The 17,213-nt window shown below is 72.2% G+C and carries 13 protein-coding genes; 6 read left to right on the forward strand and 7 right to left on the reverse strand.

From position 1 onward, the window contains the following. Nucleotides 1–70 precede the first annotated feature (70 nt). Nucleotides 71–2,092, forward strand: coding sequence for a thioredoxin domain-containing protein (locus tag HNQ79_RS08010; protein ID WP_185028417.1), 2,022 nt, complete (start codon nucleotides 71–73; stop codon nucleotides 2,090–2,092). Between the two features lie 39 nt (nucleotides 2,093–2,131). Here HNQ79_RS08010 and HNQ79_RS08015 read toward each other — a convergent pair whose 3' ends face one another. After that, entirely contained in the window at nucleotides 2,132–2,770 is a 639-nt protein-coding gene (locus HNQ79_RS08015; RefSeq protein ID WP_185028419.1) for an acyl-CoA-like ligand-binding transcription factor, read from the reverse strand. A gap of 329 nt (nucleotides 2,771–3,099) precedes the next feature. Next, a complete protein-coding gene (gene trhA / locus HNQ79_RS08020; protein WP_185028421.1) occupies nucleotides 3,100–3,780 on the reverse strand; it encodes a PAQR family membrane homeostasis protein TrhA in 681 nt (226 codons plus the stop codon). Between the two features lie 253 nt (nucleotides 3,781–4,033). Between trhA and HNQ79_RS08025 the strand changes: the two genes are divergently transcribed. Then, nucleotides 4,034–5,869 (forward strand): phosphoenolpyruvate carboxykinase (GTP), encoded by a 1,836-nt coding sequence (locus HNQ79_RS08025; RefSeq protein WP_185028424.1) that lies wholly within the window; start codon nucleotides 4,034–4,036, stop codon nucleotides 5,867–5,869. Between the two features lie 244 nt (nucleotides 5,870–6,113). Here the strand turns inward: HNQ79_RS08025 and HNQ79_RS08030 are convergent, their stop codons facing one another. From HNQ79_RS08030 to HNQ79_RS08050, 5 genes are all read right to left on the reverse strand, one after another. Continuing rightward, nucleotides 6,114–6,509, reverse strand: coding sequence for an SCO4983 family protein (locus HNQ79_RS08030; RefSeq protein WP_185028426.1), 396 nt, complete (start codon nucleotides 6,507–6,509; stop codon nucleotides 6,114–6,116). Nucleotides 6,510–6,615: 106 nt separating this feature from the next. Continuing rightward, the gene (locus tag HNQ79_RS08035) at nucleotides 6,616–7,827 is read right to left on the reverse strand and encodes a pyridoxal phosphate-dependent aminotransferase (RefSeq protein ID WP_185028428.1); all 1,212 of its coding nucleotides are present in this window, start codon (nucleotides 7,825–7,827) and stop codon (nucleotides 6,616–6,618) included. A 301-nt stretch (nucleotides 7,828–8,128) separates the two neighbouring features. Next, nucleotides 8,129–9,871, reverse strand: coding sequence for a hypothetical protein (locus tag HNQ79_RS08040; protein WP_185028430.1), 1,743 nt, complete (start codon nucleotides 9,869–9,871; stop codon nucleotides 8,129–8,131). A gap of 54 nt (nucleotides 9,872–9,925) precedes the next feature. Further along, the gene (locus tag HNQ79_RS08045) at nucleotides 9,926–11,539 is read right to left on the reverse strand and encodes an N-acyl-D-amino-acid deacylase family protein (protein ID WP_185028432.1); all 1,614 of its coding nucleotides are present in this window, start codon (nucleotides 11,537–11,539) and stop codon (nucleotides 9,926–9,928) included. 14 nt (nucleotides 11,540–11,553) lie between these two features. Continuing rightward, nucleotides 11,554–12,891, reverse strand: coding sequence for an alanine racemase (locus HNQ79_RS08050; protein ID WP_185028434.1), 1,338 nt, complete (start codon nucleotides 12,889–12,891; stop codon nucleotides 11,554–11,556). Nucleotides 12,892–12,972: 81 nt separating this feature from the next. On the opposite strand from HNQ79_RS08050, the gene HNQ79_RS08055 reads away from it, so the two are divergent. From HNQ79_RS08055 to HNQ79_RS08070, 4 genes are all read left to right on the forward strand, one after another. Then, on the forward strand, nucleotides 12,973–14,211 hold the full coding sequence (locus tag HNQ79_RS08055) for a sugar kinase (protein WP_268253548.1): 1,239 nt from the start codon (nucleotides 12,973–12,975) through the stop codon (nucleotides 14,209–14,211). Beyond that, the gene (locus HNQ79_RS08060; protein WP_185028436.1) at nucleotides 14,208–14,978 is read left to right on the forward strand and encodes an IclR family transcriptional regulator; all 771 of its coding nucleotides are present in this window, start codon (nucleotides 14,208–14,210) and stop codon (nucleotides 14,976–14,978) included. The genes HNQ79_RS08055 and HNQ79_RS08060 overlap by 4 nt, the downstream gene beginning before the upstream one ends. Nucleotides 14,979–15,040: 62 nt before the next feature. Further along, on the forward strand, nucleotides 15,041–15,457 hold the full coding sequence (locus HNQ79_RS08065) for a RidA family protein (RefSeq protein ID WP_185028438.1): 417 nt from the start codon (nucleotides 15,041–15,043) through the stop codon (nucleotides 15,455–15,457). Between the two features lie 124 nt (nucleotides 15,458–15,581). Further along, on the forward strand, nucleotides 15,582–17,105 hold the full coding sequence (locus tag HNQ79_RS08070) for a GntP family permease (RefSeq protein ID WP_229923323.1): 1,524 nt from the start codon (nucleotides 15,582–15,584) through the stop codon (nucleotides 17,103–17,105). The last annotated feature ends 108 nt before the right edge of the window (nucleotides 17,106–17,213 follow it).

Raw genomic sequence — 17,213 nt, forward strand, 5'->3', positions numbered from 1 at the left:
CCTCGCGTGCCCGACCGCGATGCGGAGCACGGAGCGGGCTGGGCGGTCCGGGTCGTGCGACGATGTCGGCATGAACCGACTGGCTGACTCGCAGTCGCCCTACCTGCTCCAGCACGCCGACAACCCCGTTGACTGGTGGCCCTGGGGGACCGACGCGTTCGAAGAGGCCCGGCGGCGCGATGTCCCCGTGTTCCTGAGCATCGGCTACAGCGCCTGCCACTGGTGTCACGTCATGGCGCACGAGTCCTTCGAGGACGACAGTGTCGGGGCGTACATGAACGAGCACTTCGTGAACATCAAGGTCGACCGCGAGGAGCGGCCCGATGTCGACGCGGTCTACATGGAGGCTGTGCAGGCCGCCACCGGGCAGGGCGGCTGGCCGATGAGCGTCTTCCTCACCCCGGACGCCGAGCCCTTCTACTTCGGAACGTACTTCCCGCCCTCGCCCAAGCACGGGATGCCGTCGTTCCCGCAGGTCCTGGAGGGCGTACGGACCGCGTGGACGGACCGGCGGGCGGAGGTCGACGAGGTCGCCGGAAAGATCGTCAAGGATCTGGGCGAGCGCTCCCTGGCCCTCGCTACCTCCGAGCTGCCCGGCGAGCAGGACCTCGCGGCGGCCCTCCTCGGCCTGACCCGGGAGTACGACGCGGTGCGCGGCGGCTTCGGGGGCGCCCCCAAGTTCCCGCCGTCCATGGCGCTGGAATTCCTCCTCCGGCACGCCGCCCGCACGGGCTCCGAGGGCGCGTTGCAGATGGCGTCCGACTCGTGCGAGGCGATGGCGCGCGGCGGCATCTACGACCAGCTGGGCGGCGGCTTCGCCCGGTACTCGGTGGACCGGGAGTGGGTCGTGCCCCACTTCGAGAAGATGCTGTACGACAACGCGCTCCTGTGCCGTGTCTACGCCCACCTCTGGCGCGCCACCGGCTCCGACCTCGCCCGCCGCGTCGCCCTGGAAACCGCCGACTTCATGGTCCGGGAACTGCGCACCGGCGAGGGCGGCTTCGCGTCCGCGCTGGACGCCGACAGCGAGGACGCGCACGGCCGGCACGTCGAGGGCGCGTACTACGTCTGGACGCCCGGCCAACTGCGCGACGTGCTCGGCGAGGCCGACGCGGGGCTCGCCCAGGCGTACTTCGGGGTGACGGAGGAGGGCACCTTCGAGGAGGGCGCCTCCGTCCTCCAGCTCCCGCAGGACAACGGCACGGTGGCCGACGCCGGGCAGATCGAGTCGATCCGCGCCCGCCTGCTCGCCGCGCGCGCCGAGCGCCCCGCGCCGGGCCGCGACGACAAGGTGGTCGCCGCCTGGAACGGGCTCGCCGTCGCCGCGCTCGCCGAGACCGGTGCGTACTTCGACCGCCCCGACCTGATCGAACGCGCGACGGAGGCCGCCGACCTGCTCGTACGCGTGCACCTCGACGACGCCGCGCGGCTCGCCCGTACCTCCCGGGACGGCCGGGTCGGCCCTCACGCGGGTGTGCTGGAGGACTACGCGGACGTCGCGGAGGGCTTCCTGGCCCTGGCCTCGGTCACCGGCGAGGGCGCCTGGCTGGACTTCGCCGGCTTCCTCCTCGACCACGTGCTGACGCGGTTCGTGGGGGAGGACGGCACGCTGTACGACACGGCCGACGACGCCGAGAAGCTCATCCGCCGCCCGCAGGACCCCACCGACACCGCCACCCCGTCCGGCTGGACGGCAGCGGCGGGAGCACTCCTCTCGTACGCCGCCCACACCGGTTCCGCCGCCCACCGGGAAGCGGCCGAAGGCGCCCTGGGCGTCGTCAAGACCCTCGGTTCCCGTGCCCCGCGCTTCATCGGCTGGGGCCTGGCGGTCGCGGAGGCGGCGCTGGACGGACCGCGCGAGGTGGCGGTCGTCGGCTCCGCCTCGGACCCGGCGGCGCGGGAGCTGTGGCGGACGGCGCTGCTGGGCACGGCACCGGGCGCGGTGGTCGCCTTCGGTTCGGACGGCACCGAGTTCCCGCTGCTGACGGACCGGCCGACGCCGGGCGCGTACGTCTGCCGCCGTTTCGTGTGCGCCGCGCCCACGACGGACGCGGGGGTGCTCGGGGAGCAGGTGGGGGTACGGGGGCGGTAACGGGACGGAGGGCGGGCCGCCCGCGGGGCGGCGGGGGGCTCAGCCGTCGAGGTCCTCGATACGGCCGAGGCCCCCCTCGAACGTCCGAAGCATCCGGTCCACCAGCCCCACCAGGTCGTCCCGCTGCCCGCGTTCGGCCCAGTACAGCGTGGTCTCCAGCACGGCGGCGAGCAGTCCCGTCGCGAAGATCCGGACCTCCAGCTCGCCCGCGTCCCGTCCGGTCCGCTCCGCGACCACCCGGCACAGCATCCGGCTGGTGACGTTCACGCTCTCCACCATCCGGGAGCGCACGGCGGGCACTTCCAGCATCAGCCGGGTGCGCAGCAGCACTTCGTCCGGCTCCTCGTCGAGCGAGCGGCGCATCGCCGCGGTGAGCACGGCCCGCACGGACTCCAGGAGGGGCTCCGAGGCGGGCCGTTCGCGCAGGGCGCCCTCCAGTACGGGGTCGTACCCGTCCGGCAGGACGATGTCCTCCTTCACCGGGAAGTACCGCAGGACCGTGCTCGGTGAGACGTCCGCCTCCGCCGCGATCTGTTCGATGGTGAGGGCGTCCCAGCCCTGGTCGGCAACCAGCCGGAAGGTGGCCCGGCGGATGTCCAGCCGGGTTCGGAGTTTCTTGCGTTCGCGCAGTCCCGGGCGGGTGCCGGTGGTGCCGGGGGAGCGGTGGGGTGCGGACATTGCGCCATTGTCGGCCATGATCACGTACTTCTGACGGCCGGTCGGTTGTCGGTGCGGCATGTCACGATGTGTGGTGGGTAGCAGAACCGTCCGTGAAATTACGACAGATGTGCGGAGTGATAGAGGAAAGAGGAAGCATGCGCAGAATCGTGAACGTGCTGACCGGAGTGGTGGCGGCCCTGTGTGTGGCGGCCTTCCTGGTCTGGGGGGAATGGGCGGTGCTCGGTGTGGTGGGGGCCGCCGTCGGGGTGCTGGCATGGCAGGTGGCCGCGGCTTCGAAGCCACGGCCACCGCGCGGGGCGGAAGCGGGCGTCGCGCCCACCACGCCTTCAGGCCGCATAGGCCACCAGCGAGATCGCGACGTAGTGCGCCGCGAACGCCGCCAGGGTGAGGGAGTGGAACACCTCGTGGAAACCGAACCACATCGGTGACGGGTTGGGGCGCTTGAGGCCGTAGATCACGCCGCCCGCGCTGTAGAGCAGCCCGCCGACCACGACCAGCACCAGCACCGCGACGCCGCCCTCCCGCAGGAAGTCGGGCAGGAAGAAGACGGCGGCCCAGCCCATCGCGATGTAGCACGGGGTGTACAGCCAGCGCGGGGCGCCGACCCAGAAGACACGGAAGGCGATGCCCGCGCCGGCTGCCGCCCAGATCGCCCAGAGCAGGGTGGTGCCGGACGAAGCGGGGAGCAGCAGCACGGTGAGCGGGGTGTAGGTGCCCGCGATGATCAGGAAGATGTTCGCGTGGTCCAGGCGGCGCAGGATCGCCTCGCCCACCGGCCCCCAGGTGCCCCGGTGGTAGACGGCGCTGACCCCGAAGAGCAGGCAGGCGGTCAGCACGAAGACGCTGCACGCGACGCGGGCCCGGGTGGAGTCCGCGAGGACGATCAGTGCGATGCCCGCGACCAGGACCGCGGGGAACATGCCGGCGTGCAGCCAGCCACGCAGTCTCGGTTTGATCGGGGGCGGATCGATCTCGGTGACCTGGTCGGGCACGGCATGCGGCGTCATGCCCCGAATGCTACCTACGGGTCCGTAAGTTCCGGACGGCCCGGGGTGGCGAGTGGTGATGCTCACGTACGGGCGCACTTGTCACGAAGTGGCGATGCTCACGTGGGCGGCCCTCTGGACATATGGGCGGAACACCCCGATGATCAAATGAGTGCGGTCGGCACCGGATGAGCGCCAGGGAGTTCCACGTGAAGCATCCGGGTCGCAGCCCCCACGGGGCAGAAACCAACAATTCCCTCGTTTAGGAGCAATCGTGGCGCGCGACATCGCGGCTCCCGGCACCGTCCCCACCCAGCACCAGGAGCTCGTCTCCTGGGTCGACGAGATCGCAGCCCTCACCCAGCCCGACCGAGTCGTGTGGTGCGACGGGTCAGAGGCGGAGTACGAGCGGCTCTGCGAGGAGCTCGTCGCCAAGGGCACGTTCAAGAAGCTCGACGAGATCAAGCGCCCCAACTCCTACTACGCGGCCTCCGACCCCTCGGACGTGGCCCGTGTCGAGGACCGCACCTTCATCTGCTCGGAGAAGGAGGAGGACGCCGGCCCGACCAACCACTGGAAGGCTCCGGCCGAGATGCGGGAGATCTTCCAGGGCAAGGACGGCCGGGAGGGCATCTTCCGCGGCTCCATGCGCGGTCGCACGATGTACGTCGTCCCGTTCTGCATGGGCCCGGTCGGCTCGCCGCTGTCCGCGATCGGCGTGGAGATCACCGACTCGGCGTACGTCGCCGTCTCGATGCGCACCATGACCCGCATGGGCCGGGCCGTCCTCGACGAGCTGGGCACCGACGGTTTCTTCGTGAAGGCCGTGCACACCCTGGGCGCGCCCCTCCAGGAGGGCGAGGCCGACGTCCCGTGGCCCTGCAACCCGACCAAGTACATCTCGCACTTCCCCGAGGACCGCGAGATCTGGTCGTACGGTTCGGGCTACGGCGGCAACGCCCTGCTCGGCAAGAAGTGCTACGCCCTGCGCATCGCGTCCGTCATGGCCCGCGACGAGGGCTGGCTCGCCGAGCACATGCTGATCCTCAAGCTGACGCCCCCGCAGGGTGAGGCGAAGTACGTCGCCGCCGCCTTCCCGTCCGCGTGCGGCAAGACGAACCTGGCCATGCTGGAGCCCACGATCCCCGGCTGGACCGTGGAGACCGTCGGCGACGACATCGCCTGGATGCGCTTCGGCGAGGACGGCCGCCTCTACGCGATCAACCCGGAGGCCGGCTTCTTCGGCGTCGCGCCCGGCACCGGCGAGCACACCAACGCCAACGCGATGAAGACCCTGTGGGGCAACTCCGTCTTCACCAACGTCGCGCTCACCGACGACAACGACGTCTGGTGGGAGGGCATGACCGAAGAGGCCCCCGCCCACCTCACGGACTGGAAGGGCAACGACTGGACCCCGGAGTCCGGTACGCCCGCCGCCCACCCCAACGCCCGCTTCACCGTCCCGGCCGCCCAGTGCCCGACGATCGCCCCCGAGTGGGAGGACCCCAAGGGCGTCCCGATCTCGGCGATCCTCTTCGGCGGCCGTCGCGCGACCGCCGTCCCGCTGGTCACCGAGTCCTTCGACTGGCAGCACGGCGTCTTCCTCGGCGCCAACGTCGCCTCCGAGAAGACCGCCGCCGCCGAGGGCAAGGTCGGCGAGCTGCGCCGCGACCCGTTCGCCATGCTGCCGTTCTGCGGCTACAACATGGGCGACTACATGGGCCACTGGGTCAAGGTCGGCGCGGACAAGGCCGACCAGTCGAAGCTTCCGAAGATCTACTACGTGAACTGGTTCCGCAAGAACGACGCGGGCAAGTTCGTGTGGCCCGGCTTCGGCGAGAACAGCCGCGTCCTGAAGTGGATCGTGGAGCGCCTGGAGGGCAAGGCGGACGGCGTGGAGACCCCGATCGGCATCCTGCCGACCAAGGAGTCCCTCGACACGGACGGCCTGGACCTGCCCGAGGCCGACCTGGACTTCCTCCTCACCGTGGACAAGGAGGTCTGGCGCGAGGAGGCCGCCCTGGTCCCCGAGCACCTCAACACCTTCGGCGACCACGCCCCCAAGGAACTGTGGGACGAGTACCGCGCGCTGGTGAAGCGCCTGGGCTAGTCCCCACCGGACTCCCCTCCGGGTGCACGAACACCCGGAGGGGACACGAGAGCCGCACTCGGATCGTCACGACACCGCCCTGACCTGTGGGATCACCGGAACGAGACGCGGCGAGACCCCCGAAGCCCCCTCACGGCTCCGGGGGTCGCCTCATGTCCGGGCGCGGACGCGCGGGGCTCTGCCCGGAGGGGCGGGTGGGTGGCGCCCGGTCCGCGCGCGTGAGCGGGCGCGGACCGGGGCCGTTCTAGGAGCCGACGAGATCGTCGGCTGCGGGGGCCGCCGTGGCCGCCTGGTGTGCGTCCATGCGTTCGGCGGCGAGGATCGCGGCGGCCGTGTCCGCGCGGGAGGCGGCGACGACCAGGGCGCGGCCCGCGAGCGCGTGGGCGCGGCGGTGCAGGGCGGCGGGCGCCTCGCGGCGGTGTCCGGCGTGCCGGGCGGGCGGGGCGCCGCGCAGGCGCGCGACCTGTACGGCGATGCGGTCGGCGGCGACGCCGAGCCCGAGTTCGTCGGTCACCGCGAGGAGTGCGGACAGGTGTCCGGCGAGCTGGATGTCCAGCTCCTCCTCGCGCGAGCGGTGCGGGAAGCGGTCGTCGGCGTCGGCCATGGAGTGGACCGACTTGGTGCGGATCGGTTCGTACACGGGGATGGCCTCCTGCCGTCGTGCGTCAGGAGACCATCCTAGCTTGGATCGTGTCTAAAGTTGTCCGGGGTAGAGAAAACCTCGGTAAAGCCGTCGCGCGGGCCCGTCAGTGCTGGCCGTAGCCGTCCAGGAAGTTCCCGATCCGCGTCACCGCGTCGGCCAGGTCCTTCGTGTTCGGCAGCGTCACGATGCGGAAGTGGTCCGGCTCGGGCCAGTTGAAGCCGGTCCCGTGCACCACCATGATCTTCTCGGCCCGCAGCAGGTCGAGGACCATCTGCCGGTCGTCCTTGATCTTGTAGACGTTCGGGTCCAGGCGCGGGAAGAGGTACAGCGCTCCCTTTGGCTTCACGCACGTCACGCCGGGGATCTGCGTCAGCAGCTCGTACGCGGTGTTCCGCTGCTCCAGGATCCGCCCGCCCGGCAGTACCAGGTCGTCGATGGACTGGCGGCCCCCCAGCGCGGTCGCCACGGCGTGCTGCGACGGCATGTTGGCGCACAGCCGCATGTTGGCGAGGATGGTGAGGCCCTCGATGTACGAGGTGGCGTGCGCCTTCGGGCCGCAGACCGCCAGCCAGCCGCTGCGGTAGCCCGCCACCCGGTAGTTCTTCGAGAGCCCGTTAAAGGTGAGGACCATCAGGTCGGGGGCGAGCGCGGCGGTCGGCGTGTGGGTCGCGCCGTCGTACAGGATCCGGTCGTAGATCTCGTCGGAGCAGACGATCAGGTTGTGGCGGCGGGCGATCTCGGTGAGCCCGCGCAGCATCTCGTCGTCGTACACCGCACCCGTCGGGTTGTTCGGGTTGATGACGACGAGCGCCTTGGTGCGATCGGTGATCTTCCGCTCGATGTCCGCGAGGTCGGGCATCCAGTCGGCCTGTTCGTCGCACCGGTAGTGCACGGCCGTACCGCCCGCGAGGGAGACGGAGGCGGTCCACAGCGGATAGTCGGGGGCCGGTACGAGGACCTCGTCGCCGTCGTCGAGCAGTGCCTGCATCGACATCTGGATCAGCTCGGAGACGCCGTTGCCAAGGTAAATGTCCTCGACGTCGAGGTCGATGCCCTTGGTCTGGTAGTGCTGCATCACCGCCCGCCGTGCGGACAGCAGCCCCTTCGCGTCCCCGTACCCGTGCGCGCTGCCGAGGTTGCGGAGCATGTCCTCCAGGATCTCGGGCGGGCACTCGAACCCGAAGGCCGCCGGGTTCCCGGTGTTCAGCTTGAGAATGCGGTGTCCGGCCGCCTCCAGCCGCATCGCCTCCTCAAGCACCGGTCCCCGGATTTCGTAACAGACATTTGCGAGCTTCGTCGACTGGATCACCTGCATGACGGCGAGCTTACGGGCGCGCGTACGGGGCTGCCGGGGTTTACGGCCGCACCACCCGCGGGGGTCCAAGAAACCCGCCCGCGCCGTCTTCCATCGCAAAGCACACCCGGCTCCGGACCGCCGAAACCCAAGCGCGGCCCGCCGGGAGGCTAAGAAACCGCCCGGCGGGCCGCCCCCGGGTGTCGTACGTCACGCCGGGCACCGGGAGCACCCGACGGAAGGGCTCAGGACGATCCAGCCCGCCCAGGACGATCCGGCCCAGGGCGGGCACGGCCGGGAAGCTTCCGTCCGGGTGCGCCCCTCAGCGCGTCCGGCCCGCCCGCAGTACGTCCCCGCAGGACGCCCCGCCCCGCAGGTGCTGCCGTCCGTCGAGCCGCTCCGCGTTGTCCTGCGCCCACGCCTGTACGCGTCCCAGGGCGCCCGGGTCGCGCATCGCGTCCCGCCGCACCCAGTCGCCGTTGGCCCCCCGCAGGGTCAGTGGTACGTAGCCGTGGGCGGTCAGCGCCTCCGGGGTGAGGCCGATGCGCCCGCTCCAGACGCCATGGGTGTGCACGAACGCCGGCCGCACCCGGCGCAGCACGTGGTCGCGGACCCGGCCCGGCTTCCGGGCGGCGAGCGCGTCGGCGATGGCGCGGTCGGTCAGCCCGGCGGTGTCCAGGACGGTCAGGCGGGTGGTCAGCAGCGTTCCGCCGAGGTCCGGGAGGGCCAGCACGCCGTCGTCGACGCCGAGCCGGTCCGCGTACGTGTTGAACGTCTCGCCGTAGCGCTGGACGACGAAGCACATCGGGACGGTGGGTGACGCCTCGAACCTGGCGTCCGGCTCCTCCCGTCCCGCGACGGACAGCGCCACGGCGGCGGCCGTCACCGCCGCCAGGGCTCCGCGTCCCCGCCACCCCTCGCCCTCCCAAGCCGCGACCAGGGCGAACGATCCCGCGAGCGCGCCGACCGCCCACACGGGGGTGGCGAAGCGGTACAGGCCCATCCAGTCCTGGTTGAGGATCCCGTACGCGAACAGCAGCAGCGTCAGCGGTACGAGGGCGGCGACGAGCGCCCGCCGGGCCCGCCCCGGGCGGCCGACCACCAGCCCGGCGCACCCGGCGAGCGCCAGGACCAGCAGCCACCCCGTGTACGCCAGCAATCCGGACGTGTGCGCGAGTTGGGCGAGTTCCGGGGCTCCCTGGGCCTTGGCGACCGCCGTGTTCGGCACCCAGCGCCCGAAGGTCTCGTGCCGCCACAGCAGGAACGAGGCGTACGGCACCGCGAACGCGCCGAGTGCCACGCACACGTTCCCGAGCGTGCGGCGCGCCTGGCCGCGCCGCAGGAACAGCAGCGCCGCCACCGGGTACACCGCCGCGCACGCGGCCCCGTCCGGGCGGGTCAGCGCCGCCAGCAGCGCGAGCAGTCCGGCGGCGGCGGCCGTGCGCCCGGTGGACAGGGTGCCGAGGGCGGCGGCGCGGGCGGCCAGGGCGGCGAGGACGGTCGCCGCCAGCGCGTACAGCGGGTTCTCCAGCCCGGAGAAGAGCCAGGCCACCAGGGAAAAGTTCCCCGCCACGGCCGCCCCCGCGAGGAGCGTGACCACCGGCACGACCCGTGGGCGGAAGACGGCACGGGCCGCCCAGGTGACCGCGAGAAGCATCCCCGCCACGCAGGCCAGGGCGAGGAGCTTGGGATACCAGACCAGGTCGGCGACCCCGAGCACCGAGGTCCCGCTGTCGAAGAGGCCCAGGCGGCGCCCGAGGACGAGGAGCAGCAGCCAGGACGGGTTGGAGTACCCCTCCACCGCCTCGGCGCCCTGCTGCTGGACGGGCCCGTACCCCTCGTCGATGCTCCGTGCGTACGCGAAGGTGATCGCCGCGTCGTCCACCAGCCAGTGGCCGAGCCGGGAGGCGTGGAGGGCCGTGAGAGCGGTGCCGACGGCGACGGCCGCCGCCTCGACGGGAGCGGGGCGGCGCCCGAGCCGGGAGGCGCCGGGCGCCGGGGCGGGGGTGCGGGGCGGTGACGGAGGGGCGGGGCGGGAGAGGAGCGCCGAAGGGGATCCAGTCATGTTCGGAAAGTTACGCTATGCACCCTTTTGGTGGCGCTTTGTGTGCGCGGGTGTTCACTGTCCGGTACGGGGAGTCCTCCGTATCGACCGGCCCGCCAGGACGTCCGTGCGCCGGCCGTCCTTCATCACGTACTTCCCGCCGATCAGTACGTGCGGGATTCCGACGGGCGGCGTGCGCGGGGCGTCGAAGGTGGCACCGGCGGCGACCGTCTCCGGGTCGAAGAGGACGAGGTCCGCCACGAACCCCTCGCGGACCAGACCGCGGTCCTCGAGGCGGAGCCGGGCGGCCGGCCGGGAGGTGAGATGGGCGACCGCCTCCTCAAGGGTGAGGACGCCGAGCTCCCGCGCGTAGCGGCCCAGGTAGTGCGGGAAGGTCCCGTACGCGCGGGGGTGTGGCTTGTCGCCCTGGAGGATGCCGTCGCTGCCGCCGGTGTGGACCCGGTGACGCATGATCGTCCGTACGTTCTCCTCGTGCCCGACGTGCTGGAGGATCGTCGAGCCGAGGCGGTCGGCGAGCAGCAGGCGGCGGGCGGTGGTCCACGGGGCCTCGCCGCGCGCGGCGGCCGAGGCGGCGACGGTCCGCCCGACGTAGTCGCCGAGCTCGTCCGAGGTGACGCCGGATATCTCGATGGTGTCCCACTCGACCGGTACCCCGTGGCAGCCGTCCGAGCCGATCTCCTCCAGGTGGTGGCGGATCCTCTCGGCGGTCGCGTCGTCCGCGAGTCTGTCCAGGATGGCGTCCGGCCCGCCCTCGCCCGCCCAGCTGGGCAGTACCGCGACCAGGGTGGTGCAGCCGGGGGTGTAGGGGTAGGTGTCGAGGCTGATGTCCGCGCCGGCCGCGAGGGCGTCGTCCAGGAGGGCGAGGAGGTCGGGGGCCCTGCCCTTGTTCACGCCGAAGTTCATGGTCGCGTGGGCGAGGTGCAGCGCGCAGCCCGCGTTGCGGGTCAGGGCGACCATCTCCTCGTACGCGGCGAGCGCGCCCGCCCCGTAGGAGCGGTGGTGCGGGCAGTAGTAGCCGTCGTGGGCGGCGACCACCCGGCACAGCTCCGTCAGCTCGGCGTCGTCGGCGTACATGCCGGGCGTGTACGTCAGCCCCGACGACATGCCGACCGCGCCCTGTTCCAGCCCCTCGGCCACCAGCTGCCGCATCCGGTCGAGCTGTCGGGCGGTGGCGGGCCGGTCGTCCCAGCCGACGGCGTGCATCCGAACGGTGCCCTGCGGGACGAGGTACGCGGCGTTGACGGCGATGCCCTGACCGCCGAAGTTCCGGTCCAGCCGGTCCAGGTACCCGCCCACCGTCCGCCAGTCGAAGTCGATGTCGGACCCGTCGCCGTTCCAGCCGGTGATGGCGGTGCGGACGGCGGCCAGGGTGCGGTCGTCGACGGGGGCGTACGACAGCCCGTCCTGCCCGAGGACTTCCAGGGTCACGCCCTGCGCGGCCTTCGCGCTGTGGTCCGGGTCGCGGAGCAGGGCGAGGTCGGAGTGGGCGTGCATGTCGACGAAGCCGGGGGAGAGGGCGAGGCCGTCGGCGTCCAGCACCCGCGCTGCCGTGAGGCGTTCGGCCGTGCTGATCGTGCTGATGCGGCCGTCGGTGATGCCGACGTCCGCCCGGTAGGAGGGGCCGCCCGAGCCGTCGACGACCCGGGCGCCGCGTATCGCGAGATCCATGGGTGCGGGCCTCTCTAGAAGAAGGTGCGGACGAAGTCGACGACGGTGCCGTCCGCGTCGGTGACCGGGATCAACTGCCACTTGTCGAAGATCGTGCAGGGGTGGGAGAGGCCGAGCCCCACCCAGTCGCCGACCTCCAGCGCGGCGGCCGGCTCGTCCGTGCGCAGCCAGCCGTGCTGGTCGGAGAGCCCGGTGACGGTGATGCCGTCGGCCGGGCGGATCTTTCCGTCGCGGGCGGACCGTACGACCTGGGCCCGGGGCAGGTGGAGGTCGTGTGCGGCGTCGCGCTTGCCCGCGTTGACGAAGGCCTGCGTGGGGGTGGGCCGCGAGACGACCTGCGCCCAGAGCCGGAACGCGGGCCGCAGCGCGCCCTCGTCGGGGACCCGGTTGAAGGGAGTCAGCTCCTGGTAGTGGCCGTCGTCGTGGGAGACGTACGCGCCGGAGCGCAGCAGCTTGAGCACGGGACGGGACAGCTCCGGGATCTCCGCGAACACGAGCGCGACGGCGTCGAACCAGGCGCTGCCGCCCGCACTGACCACGATCTCGTCCAGCGACCCGGCGAACCGGCCCGCCCGGTCGAACTCCGCTGCCAGCTCCACGAGCCGGCGCAGCCACGCCTGGACCCGCCGCTCGTCGGCCTGCGGCACCTCGCCCTCGTACCCGGCGACGCCGACCAGCCGCAGCGTCCCCGTGGCGGCCACCGCGTCGGCGACCGCCGCGCAGTCCGCGGCCGTACGGGCGCCGGTGCGCGCCCCCTCGCCCGCGCCCAGCTCCACGACCACGTCCAGCGGCCGGCGCGCCCCGGCGTCCCGCAGCGCCTGGTCCATCAGCTCGACGCCGCGCACGGAGTCCACGTACACGACGAGCCGGAAATCGGGGTCGGCGTCCAGTTCGCCCGCGATCCAGCGCAGGGCCGCCGGGTCGACGACCTCGTTCGCGAGGAAGATCCGCTGGATGCCGTACGCCCGGTAGACCCGCGCCTGGTGCGGGACTGCGGCGGTGATGCCCCATGCCCCGTGCTCCAGCTGGCGGGCGAAGAGCTGCGGGGACATGGAGGTTTTGCCGTGCGGGGCGAAGGCGAGGGAGTGCTGCTCGGCGTAGTGCCCCAGCAGCGCGAGGTTGTGGTCGAGGGACTCTGCGGACAGGGCGAGCAGCGGAGTGGTGAAGCCGCCGTCGAAGAGGTTGCGGCGCTGGGCGGCGAGCGCGCCGACGTCGAGACCGGCGGCTTCGGCGTCCGGCGGGAGCCCCTTGAAGCGGAAGGTCACGGGTTCCCGCGCGAGGGACGCGAGGGCGTCGGCAGGTTTGCGGGACGGCTGTCGCCCCGAGTCCGACGGTCCCTGGTCAACTCCCATGACGGGCTCCCTTCTTCGAGTCGTTGCGAAGAGTGCAACGACCATTGCGTATATCGCTCACCGATGTCTAACATCCGAGCCGTGCCCGCACAACAGCCCCAGCCACCCGAAACCGCCGACGCCCCCGGCCCCGCCGAGGCCGCCGCCCCCGGGACGCCCGCGCCCGCCGACGTACGGCCCGCCGGGTCCCCCGCAGCAGCCGGAGCACGCGGACCGGCCACCGCCCCCGCGGCCACGGGTGTCCCCGCGGCTACGGATGTCCCCGAGGCCGCGGGTGTTCCCGCAGTCTCCGGTGCCGCCGGGCTCGCCGACGTCGTCTGTCTCGGCGAGTCCATGGTGACTTTCCTGCCCTCCGGCCCCGGGCCCCTCGCCGACGTGCCGTCGTTCCACCGTGCCATCGGGGGCGCGGAGTCCAACGTTGCCTGCGCGCTGGCCCTGTCCGGGCACGCCGCGAAGTGGGTCGGCCGGGTCGGCGCGGACGGCTTCGGCACGCACCTGCTGGACGCCCTCGCCGCGTACGGGGTCGACGTCCGCTCCGTCGTCCGCGACCCGCACCGCCCCACCGGCGTGTACTTCCGCACCGCGGACGACCGCGCCGACGCGAGTCACGAGGTCGTCTACTACCGGGCGGGCTCGGCGGCCTCCGCGATGTCCCCCGACACCGTCCCGCTCGCGGACCTCCGCGCGACCCGCGTCCTGCACCTGTCGGGCATCACCGCGGCCCTGTCGCCCGGCTGCCTGGCCCTGATGCGCACCCTGTGCGCCCGTTCCACCGACCGGCCCCTCCTGTCCTTCGACGTCAACCACCGCCCCGGGCTGTGGGCTTCCGGCGACGACGGCGCGCCGGTCCTCCTCGAACTGGCCCGCGGCGCGGACCTCGTCTTCGTCGGCGAGGACGAGGCGGCGGACGCCTGGGGCATCCGCGGCGGGCCCGCGGCGATCCGCGCGGCGCTGCCGGAACCTGCGGTACTGGTGGTGAAGCAGGGCGCGGCGGGCGCGACCGCGTTCGTGCGCGCGGCCGGCAACGAGACCGAGACCCACCACGTCCCCGCCCCCCTCGTCACCCCGGTCGCCCCCGTCGGAGCCGGCGACGCCTTCGCCGCCGGGTTCCTGTCCGCGACCCTGCGCGGACTTCACGTACCGCTGCGGCTGCGGCACGGGCACCTGATGGCCGCCGCCGCCCTCACCGTGCCCGGGGATGTCGCCGTACCGCCGCCGCGCGAGTACGCCGACGAGCTCGCGGCGCTCGGCCCGGACGCCTGGGGGAGACTTCGTCTCGGCCCCGGGTGGACGGGGAGACCTCAGGAGGCACGAGCATGAGCCAGACCGTCGACCGCGCGCTCAGCATTCTTCCCCTGCTCGCGCAGGGCCCCGCCGACCTCGGCCAGGTCGCCGCGCGCCTCGATGTGCACAAGTCGACCGCCCTGCGCCTGCTGCGCACCCTGCACGAGCACGGCCTCGTGCACCGCCAGCAGGACCAGCGCTACCGGCTCGGCGCGCGACTGTTCGCGCTCGCCCAGGAAGCCGTGGAGAACCTGGACGTACGGGACATCGCGCACCCGTACCTCAAGGAGCTGAACGCCGAGTGCGGGCACACCGTGCACCTGGCCGTGCGCGAGGAGGGCGAGGTGCTCTACATCGACAAGGTCGAGAGCCGCTACCCGGTACGGATGTACTCCCGGATCGGCAAGCCCGTCGCGATCACCGTCGCCGCCGTCGCCAAACTCCTCCTCGCCGACCTCCCGGAGCAGGAGCGCCGCGAGATCGCCGAGCAGCTGGACTACCCCCAGTACACCGCCCGCTCCACCCCCAACCCGGCCGCCTTCCTGCGGGAGCTGGCGCTCGTACGGGAGCAGGGCTGGGCCACCGACCTCGGCGGCCACGAGGAGTCCATCAACTGTGTCGGCGCTCCGATCCGGGGCACCGACGGCAGTGTTGTCGCCGCCATGTCCGTCTCCGCGCCGAACGTCGTCGTCACCGCGGAGGAACTGCTCGCCCTGCTCCCGCTGGTACGCCGTACGGCGGAGGCCATCAGCCGCGAGTACTCCGGAACCGGAGAGCCCCCGGCGGCCACCGCCGCCCCGTAGGAGCCCGACCCCGCCACCCACACGAGGGGCGGCCCCAACACTCCTTAGGAGAAAGCAAGTCCATGTCCGAAGCCAAGCTCACCAAGACCGCCCTCACCCCGCCCACCCACACCGCACCGCCCGCGAGGTTCTCGCACGGAGTCCGCAAGGGGAACATCCTCCAGGTCGCCGGCCAGGTCGGCTTCCTGCCCGCCGCCGACGGCCGGGCGCCGACGCCCGCCGGACCCACCCTGCGCGAGCAGACCCTGCAGACCTTCGCCAACGTCAAGGCGATCCTGGAGGAGGGCGGCGCGAGCTGGGAGGACGTGATGATGATGCGCGTCTACCTCACCGACACCGCGCACTTCGCCGAGCTGAACGACCTCTACAACGAGTACTTCGCCGACCTGAAGGAAGCCCCGTCGGCGCGCACCACCGTGTACGTGGGCCTGCCGGCGGGCCTGCTCATCGAGATCGACGCGCTCGCCGTCCTCGGCTGAATCCTGCACCCCCACTCCGCCCCCCACGTGCTTTCCGGCACGGCGCCCCGCCACCCGGCGGGCGCGCCGTGCCGCGCTCCACCCTGCCCCGAAGTCCCTCAGGACCGACCGGAGTCGACCGCACATGCAGCTCGCCGCAGCCTTCCCGATACCCCTCGCCCACCCCCTCCGCCCGCCCCTCGCCGCACCGGCCGCGGCCCCCGCCGAGGTCCCGCACACCGGGGGCCTCCTGCACCTCATCGACGGTACGGCCGGTCTGCTGACCGTCGCCGTCCTCGGCATCGCCCTGCTCCTCCTCCTGATCATCAAGGTCAGGATCCAGCCGTTCGTGGCGCTGCTCGCCGTCTCCATCGCCGTGGGCCTCGGCGCCGGCCTCTCGGTCACCGAACTCTTCGGCACCGTGCAAAAGTCGGCGATCCCCTCCGTCATCGAATCCGGCATGGGCGGCATCCTCGGTCACGTCGCGATCATCATCGGACTCGGCACGATGCTCGGCGCCATCCTCGAAGTCAGCGGCGGCGCGCAGGTGCTGGCCTCCAAGCTGCTCGCCCTCTTCGGTGAGAAGCGCGCACCGCTCGCGATGGGCCTGACCGGCCTGATCTTCGGCGTCCCGGTCTTCTTCGACGTCGGCATCTTCGTGCTCGCCCCGATCGTCTACGCCGCAGCCAAGCGTTCGGGCAAGTCGATCGTCCTGTACGCCATGCCACTGCTCGCCGGTCTGTCCATGACGCACGCGTTCCTGCCCCCGCACCCCGGGCCGGTCGCCGCGGCGGGCCTGTTCGAGGTCTCCCTCGGCTGGGTCATCCTGATGGGCGTCGTGGTGGGCATCCCGGCGGTCCTCGCCGCGTGGGCGTACGCGGCCTGGATCGGCCGCCGCCTCTTCGTGCCCGTACCGCAGGACATGCTGGAGGCGGCCCAGGAGGCGAAGGAGGCGGTCGCCGCAGAGCAGCGCGAGGCGGGCGTCGTTCCGCCAGAGCACCCCGTCTCCCTCGTCACGGTCCTCGCCATCATCGGCACCCCGCTGGTCCTGATCCTGGGCGCGACGTTCTCCTCGATCACCCTGTCCGAGTCGACGCCGCGTTCGGTCATCGAGTTCTTCGGCAACCCGTTCGTGGCCCTGACGATCGCCCTGCTGCTCGCGTACTACCTGCTCGGCATCCGGCGCGGCTGGTCGCGCAAGTCCCTGGAACGCGTCTCCACCGCCTCCCTCAAGCCGATCGGCAACATCCTGCTGGTCGTCGGCGCGGGCGGGGTGTTCGGTGCCGTCCTCAAGGGCAGCGGCATCGCCGACGCGCTCGCCGACACCTTCCAGGACGTCGGTCTGCCCGTCATCCTGCTGGCCTGGCTGATCTCCGTGGTCCTGCGCGTCGCCCAGGGCTCCGCCACGGTCGCCATCGTCGCCACGTCCGGCATCGTCGTCCCCCTGGTCGACGGCCAGGACCTGTCCCAGGCGCACCTCGCCCTGATCATCATGGCGATCTCGGCGGGTTCGATCTTCGCCTCGCACGTCAACGACGGGGGCTTCTGGATGGTCGCGAAGTACTTCGGCATCTCCGAGCGCGACACGCTGAAGTCGTGGACGGTCCTGGAGACGGTCCTGTCCGTCGCGGGCTTCGCGGTGGCGGCGCTGCTGAGCCTGGTGATCTAGCCGGATGCCCCGCGCGCCCGCAACCGCTGCCTCCCGCACGTCAGTTGACGTGGCGCGGTGTCCGCGGGGCGGTACGCGCGCCACGTGCCGTCCAGTGCTGCGATAAGG

Origin of the sequence: Streptomyces candidus (genome assembly GCF_014207445.1) — a bacterium.
Taxonomy (GTDB): Bacteria; Actinomycetota; Actinomycetes; order Streptomycetales; family Streptomycetaceae; genus Streptomyces; species Streptomyces candidus.